At 50.5% G+C, this 7005-nt stretch carries 7 protein-coding genes; 2 read left to right on the top strand and 5 right to left on the bottom strand.

What is annotated here, in order from left to right; genetic code table 11:
- Positions 1-221 (top strand): IS630 family transposase (locus KKH67_08505; protein ID MBU1319225.1); only part of this gene is annotated, 221 nt, incomplete at its 5' end.
- A 7-nt stretch (positions 222-228) separates the two neighbouring features.
- Here the strand turns inward: KKH67_08505 and KKH67_08500 are convergent.
- Positions 229-2595: an endonuclease MutS2 gene (locus KKH67_08500; GenBank protein ID MBU1319224.1), complete on the bottom strand. Its 2367-nt coding sequence runs from the start codon at positions 2593-2595 to the stop codon at positions 229-231.
- 186 nt (positions 2596-2781) lie between these two features.
- Positions 2782-3102: an HIT domain-containing protein gene (locus KKH67_08495; protein MBU1319223.1), complete on the bottom strand. Its 321-nt coding sequence runs from the start codon at positions 3100-3102 to the stop codon at positions 2782-2784.
- 439 nt (positions 3103-3541) lie between these two features.
- Between KKH67_08495 and KKH67_08490 the strand changes: the two genes are divergently transcribed.
- Positions 3542-4813, top strand: a complete 1272-nt coding sequence (locus KKH67_08490) for a citrate (Si)-synthase (protein MBU1319222.1) — start codon at positions 3542-3544, stop codon at positions 4811-4813.
- A 225-nt stretch (positions 4814-5038) separates the two neighbouring features.
- Here KKH67_08490 and KKH67_08485 read toward each other — a convergent pair whose 3' ends face one another.
- The 3 genes from KKH67_08485 to KKH67_08475 form a co-directional block, all read right to left on the bottom strand.
- A complete protein-coding gene (locus tag KKH67_08485) occupies positions 5039-5533 on the bottom strand; it encodes a mismatch-specific DNA-glycosylase (protein MBU1319221.1) in 495 nt (164 codons plus the stop codon).
- Between the two features lie 20 nt (positions 5534-5553).
- Positions 5554-6141, bottom strand: coding sequence for a hypothetical protein (locus KKH67_08480; protein ID MBU1319220.1), 588 nt, complete (start codon positions 6139-6141; stop codon positions 5554-5556).
- 241 nt (positions 6142-6382) lie between these two features.
- Positions 6383-6850, bottom strand: coding sequence for a transposase (locus KKH67_08475; protein ID MBU1319219.1), 468 nt, complete (start codon positions 6848-6850; stop codon positions 6383-6385).
- Positions 6851-7005: the final 155 nt, after the last annotated feature.

The raw sequence follows: 7005 nt of genomic DNA, 5'->3' as shown, positions 1-7005 counted from the left end.
CACCAAGGCACGGGAGTTGGCTGAACATTGCGGAGATCGAGTTGAGCGTGTTCACAAGACAATGTCTTAATCGAAGGATACCTCACATTGAAACGTTAAGGAAAGAGGCGCGTGAGTGGCATAGAGAGCGCAACCAGAGTCAAAAGGGCGTCGACTGGCGATTCACAACAAAGAACGCAAGAATCAAGCTCAAGCGGCTATACCCACAAATTGAATCATGAAGGAGTACTAGTCACGCTTCAAGGTGACAACTGTGACTCCGGAACTGCCTTCACCGACGTAACCGAGACGGAAGTCCTTGACTATATTGTGCTTAGACAGGTACTCCTTCATCCCGCGCCTTAGCGCACCGGTCCCTTTGCCATGCAGGATGTAGATTGTTTCGAGATTGGATACCGAGGCCCGATCGATCAATCTCTCTACAACCTCTTTTGCCTCTTCCACCGTCATACCTATTACCGAGACCTGAGGAGAAATATCTTCGAATGGCGCATAATTCACGCCAGCTGGCAGGGCTGGCTTCGAATCACCCTCATTAATCCTCGACAGAAATTCGCTCCTCACCGTGGAAACCATACTACCTATCTGCACTTTCCAGCTCTTTGATCTGGAGATGTACTGAAGCAGTTCCCCTGATGTTTGAAGTGTTTCCACCCAGACTGAATCACCCTGGCAGAGGTCTTCGGTTTTCAATCGCTTTCTCGGTTCCAGACGGCTTCTTTTCTGCTCGAAGGATTCGTCAAGATCACGGATCCTAGCATGTGCTTCTTTGACGAGGCCTTTGTCGGCCTGCTTTTCACGAATTTCCTTTACCAACTCCTCCAGTTCTCGACGTGTTTGGTCCACGAGCGCACTGGATTCATCGACCTCTTTCCGTTTCAGATTTTCTTCTCTTTTTCTCAGCCCGGCTTCACGATCATTGAGCTTCAAGACGTCAGCCTCAAGCTTGTTTTTCTGTTCGACAAGAGAAATCTTAGCTTTGCGAGACTCCTTCAGCTCCACTTCGAGTTTTTCGAGTAAGTTCCCGAGACTTCTCTCTTGAGTATCCACAAGCGATTCCGCATTGTCTACAATGTCACGAGGCATGCCGAGCCTGCGGGCGATTTCGATTGCATAGCTGGACCCGGGAAGGCCGACTCTGAACCGGTACGTTGGCTTCAATGTTTCTCTATCGAATTCAAGCGAAGCATTTCCTATTCTGGGGTATTTCTCGGGTAGTGTCTTAAGCGCCGAATAATGTGTTGTTACGAAGGCCATGCTCTCCCGTTGAAGAATGTGTTTTAGAATCGACTCACCGAGTGCAGATCCTTCTTTGGGATCTGTGCCTGCACCGATCTCATCTAGCAGGATGAGTGTGTGGCTGTCACAGTTCTCTACTGCGTGAATGATGCGCGCAAGGTGCGATGAAAATGTCGACAACGACAGTTCAATCGACTGCTCATCGCCGATATCCGCAAATATCCTGTGAATCGAGCCGACCTCCGATTCCTTGTCAGCCGGGACGTGAAGGCCTGAGCGAGCCATCAGGGTCAGCAGACCGAGTGTCTTGAGTGCGACTGTCTTGCCTCCGGTATTGGGACCGGTTACCACGAGAGCGTCGTACTTCCCTCCGAGCGACAGCGTCATCGGGACTACCTCTGACGCATTCGCTGCTTTCAGAAGGAGCAGGGGATGGCGGGCATCTACAAGCCGCAGTCTGCTCTCGGCGACAATCGATGGTCGATTCGCATCGAGTTGAATCGACATGACGCCTCGCGTGTGAATAAAATCTGTGACTGCTATTATCCTGTAGTTCTCATCCAGCGCCGAAATCTGAGTCCTTACAAGATCTGAGATAGAGAGGAGGATTCGTTCGATCTCCTTCTCCTCGTCTGAATCGAGTTTCCGGAGCTTGTTATTCAATTCCACAGTCTCCATCGGCTCGACAAAAAGAGTCGCTCCGGACTTAGATCTGTCATGTACCACGCCGGATCTGGAAGTGAAATCGTTCTCTGCAACCGGAATCACGTACCGCCCATCGCGAATCGTCACTAAATCATCCTGACGGCTCCCATGAGTTGCGCGGGATCGAATCATGCTCTCGAGTTTGTTGAGTACCTTGTTACGGATTGACCCTTTCTCGATCCTGATCCTGCGCAACGCGGGGGAGGCCGAGTCCTTCACTTCGCCTGTGCTGTCAATTGCGCTATCGATGGCGTTGATAATCTCCTGCTGTTCTTTGATCGCAAGGAGATACGCGGCCATCAGAGGATACTTCTCGGCTTTGTTCTTCACGTATTTCCTGAGTCTGCCGCAAATCTCCAGGAATATCTTCAGCTTAAGAAGCTCTTCGGGATCGAGAAATGTGCCCTCAGTAGAAACAAATGCGAGGAGGCGATCTGCGTCATCTACGCGCTGTAGCGGAAATGGCTCTTCAAAGCTTATGATCTCTGCCATCTCGGTGGTTTCATCCAGTCTGCGGTTGAGATCGGAGTCTGACTCGATGGGAGAAATGCCGAGCGCCAGTTCTTTGCCCGCAGGTGTGAGAGACTTGCCCGCGAGCAACAGGCGGATCTTGTCAAATTCAAGTATTTTCAGTGTTTCCGGTTCAATCATCATAGTACTCCAACGGCGCCAAGATAGTAAATTCACTGCTGTTGACAAGCGGTAATGGATCATGGCGGTCAAAAAATCAGCACAGGAGTTACCGGAATGATCGAATCGAGACGCACCCCGGCGAGAAGTCCAGTGGTTTTTATCGCGAGCTAAGCGTTCTAATCTCTGTGCTGCTTTGAGATGGGTCTACTTAATTTCGCAATGTGTCAGGAAGTGATAATGCAGGTGAAATACTATCTGACCGGCCGTCGAACCATTGTTGACAATCAGACGAAAACCGCCGGTGTCGGCACCCAGTTTCCTTGCGACAATTCGTACTGCTTCGTGCATCTTCGGCATAATCTCGGGAGGGGCGTCCATAAGATCAGTGTAATGCTTCTTGGGGCATATCAGGAGATGAGTTGGAGCTCTCGGGAAATGATCGCGAAAAACGAACACATCATCATCTTCATGGAAAATGTCCGCTTTCTCAATACCTGCAATGATGTCACAGAATACGCATTTCATCCAATTTTCCCTCCAGGCCGAAGCCAATCGGCTCAAATGATATGGCGTTAAAATTGTGCCCGCAAGACATTTCTTCTTCGGAGCGCTGCCCAGCTTGATATGTGGATTCATGACAAAAACGATAGATATTGACGCCGATCGGCGTCGAAGATCTGACATGCTTCCGTGTCGAGTGAGCAGACCGCTCGTGGACGTAAGAATTTGAATCTATTCAGATTGGCTCAAATAGTAGTTGACATCTTTCGGCCGAGATATTACCATTGCTCGGATATTATTTGGAAGTGTTACGCTTTTATTTGTGAACCTTTTCACATTGCGCAAGACGGAGGAAGACTCAAGCAGAACCAAAGACCTGACCGAATTGGGGGGCAGGACACCTGTGCTGCCATGGTTTCCGCCGGTGCGCGATAGATAGTTAGATATCCGAAAGGAGAAATTGATGTCCGCTTTGAAAGACAAGTTTGCCTCACAGATACCGGGACTGCGTGAGGAACTCAAGGCGATCGCGAAGGATCACGCCGATCATGTGATTTCCCAGGTGACAGTTGCACAGGCCTATGGTGGCATGCGCGGCGTCAAGGGTATGATCTGTGATACCTCGCTCGTAGAACCAGACACTGGCCTGATTATTCGCGGTATCCCGATTCTTGAACTGACCGACAAGCTTCCGGAAGAGATATTCTTCCTGCTGCTAACCGGAGCCCTGCCCAACGCATCCGAGCTGAAGGATCTTCAGGCTGAGTACGCCAAGCGTGCCGGTGTCCCCGACTACGTTTGGAAGGTCCTGGAGGCCATGCCGAAGGACGCGCATCCGATGTGTATGCTCGACACGGCCATCTTGGTCATGGAAGGCGAGTCCGAATTCCGCAAGCGCTATACCGAAGGCATGAAGAAGACCGATTACTGGGAACCGACACTCGAAGATTCACTGAATCTTCTGGCAAAGCTCCCGGAACTCGCCGCCGGTGTGTATCGTCTGCGCTACAACAAGGGTCCGCGCATTCGTCACGATCCTAAGCTCGACTGGGGAGCAAACTACGCCCACATGCTCGGCAATGATGATCCCGATTTCTATAAAGCGATGCAGCTCTATCTGACACTGCACTGCGATCATGAAGGCGGAAATGTATCTGCGTTCAGTTGCCATACAGTCGGTTCGGCTCTGTCCGATCCGTACTATGCTGTTTCAGCTGGTCTGAATGGACTCGCCGGCCCACTGCACGGTCTGGCAAATCAGGAATGTCTCGGATGGATTCTGGAAGTTGTCAAGAAATTCGGCGGTCAGCCGACCGATCAGCAGCTCAAGGATTTCGCATGGGAGACTCTGAATGGTGGTCAGGTTATCCCCGGATATGGTCATGCTGTCCTTCGTTGCCCCGATCCGCGTTTCGTAGCGTTCGTCAATTTCGGCGCCAAGTACTGCTCCGATGATGATGTCTACAAGACAGTGAAGCAGGTATTCGAGATTATCCCGGGCGTGCTCAAAGAGCATGGCAAGGCGAAGAACCCGCAGCCGAATGTCGATGCCGGTTCCGGCTCGATCCTGTATCATTTCAACCTGAGAGAGTTCCCGTACTACACGGTTCTCTTCGCGGTTTCACGTGCGATGGGTATGTGCTCGCAGTTGGTTGTCAACCGCGCGCTCGGCACAGCGATCACCCGTCCAAAATCTGTTGGAACAGATTGGATCAAAAAGACTGTTGGGATGTAAAAGGAATAGAAGAAAAAAATAGAGGGTTGATTGCTATATCAGCCCACTTCGTATAACCCTACTACGTATCCTCGATACAGTACCCGGAGGGGGTTGTCATCCTCGACACCCCCTCCACCTTTTTTTATCCATGAAGCTGTAGGTCAGTGATCCGGAGTCACGCGGAGCGGGACGGAGTGATGTTGACAATCTCTGAACACTCAAGCGAATCAAAGAGGAACATGCTTACCCCAATATTTTCGACAGCCTAGCCAACTCCCTCCACGGCTTGTCACTCCAGTACCGCCTTGCCGCGCCGGAAGGGGAGGGCAGGACATGGAGCTTCGTTTTTCCGATAGTCTCCTTGAGCAATCCGTAGTCGACACGATGTCGCACATATTTCTGAGCTGCCGTCTTGCTCGTGAATGCGACGATTTTAGGCTGGTGCCTTAGGATCAGCTTGCGGAAGCGCTCCACGTTGAAGTGATCACGGGAGAGAGTGGCGTCGGTGCCCGAAACGGTCTTAACCAGATCGGTGAGACCCAAACCATAACGCGTAATCGACTTGTACTCCTCTGGCTCTAATCGCCACTGAGTCAATCCGACATCGTGCAATGTCTTCCAGAATGAGTTGCCCGGCCCAGCGTAATACGCTTTGCGTTGCGCGGATTCGTTGCTCACAGCCGTTCCGCAGAATACGACGGTTAGATTTGGTCCTATGACGTCTGGCAGTACGCTCATTGATAGACTCTGCCTGCCACCTAGTGATTCTTACCTTTCTCAAGTACCTCGGACAGGTCCTTAGCTTCGTCCCTGTAGTCACGCAAGTGTTGTATGCTTTGAGGAATCAGCTTGCTGAGGCCATCCAGTTCTCGATCCTCTGCGTGCATTGCCCGAATTACTAACTGTCGCTCTTCCTCCAAAGATAAAGATTCGTTGCGGAGCCGAATATCTCTAACAACTTCGTTGAGCTTCGCCTGAATGTCGTACTTTCGGCGCTGTTGGCTTTCCAGAAGATTGATATGGTCTGTGCTTCTGTGATAGTATTTGAATATTCTCTGCCTGAAAGATTCATCCTTGAGTAGCACCAACCAATCGCGATTCTTCAGATATGTTTGTCTTGATTCCCTCAGTTCATTCAAAGTTGTAAACCAAATGGTCTGGCTCTTTTCCCACTCGTCAATCACACGGGAATAGAGCTCGATCGATGACTTCAGGTCGTCGACAATGCCAATAATCAAGAGCCTCTTTGTGCGACTAAGTCGAGAGGCCTCAAGACGCGATTGAAGAAGCCAACCAGTTCCGGCGGCCAGAAAGCCACCGATCAATGCTGCGGTAATCTGTTCCATAGCTACCCCTAGAGTTCGCATTATTTATTATATCCTTGTCTTCGCCTCTACGCAGCTAAGGCACCCCTTGAGAAACTGCTCTCACAGCAGGTCTGCCGATTTGCGTAAGCTGACTATATCAATCCGGGCAAGCACATGATACGACATCTGTGCCTCTTCGGTCAAGCGAGATCGCCAACCGCCTGTACAATAGCGAGGTAGGTCGGAACCCCTGTGGTTCCGACTCTTGAATTGTCACAACTCATTCACCAAATCTCCCTGAGAAACCGATTTCCCTCTTCGCCCCCCAGTCTGGTCTGTACAATCCTTCATCAACAAACTTATGAAACGAAGAGTGCTCCCAATCCAAAGGCGCCGTCACATATCCGTGCTTCACCGGATTGTAATGAATATAGTCGAGATGATTGTTCATGTCTTCCGAATTCCTTATGATGTGATCCCAGTAGCGGTTCTGCCATGTTCGTCCCGACTTCTGCCCCGCTCGTTTCAGAAATCGCATAGCAAAGGACAACTTGATTCGCTTCGTCAGATCTGCCAGATCATTCTCCTGGGGATTGATGATGCAGTGCCAGTGATCATGCAGTACTACCCAGGCGATTAATTCGAAAGCGGAATCCCTCTTGTGTTTGTCAATTGAATCGTGCACGAGGTCAATGTGGTCGATCAGGATTGGTTGACGATCAAAGGTAACGTGCGTCAGAAAGTACAAGTTGCCCTCTTCGAAGAACCTGTGGACATTGCGCATGTGTGAAGGTTAGCGTAAGTCATCGCCAAAATCAATCATATTTTGAAACTTAAGGAGTCGGAACTGCGGGAGTTCCGACCTGCTCCGCTCAAGAGTCGGAACCACAGGGGTTCCGACCT

Source organism: Candidatus Zixiibacteriota bacterium, from assembly GCA_018820315.1.
In the GTDB taxonomy this organism is placed as follows: Bacteria; Zixibacteria; MSB-5A5; order JAABVY01; family JAHJOQ01; genus JAHJOQ01.
This window is presented reverse-complemented; position numbering and strand designations above follow the sequence as displayed.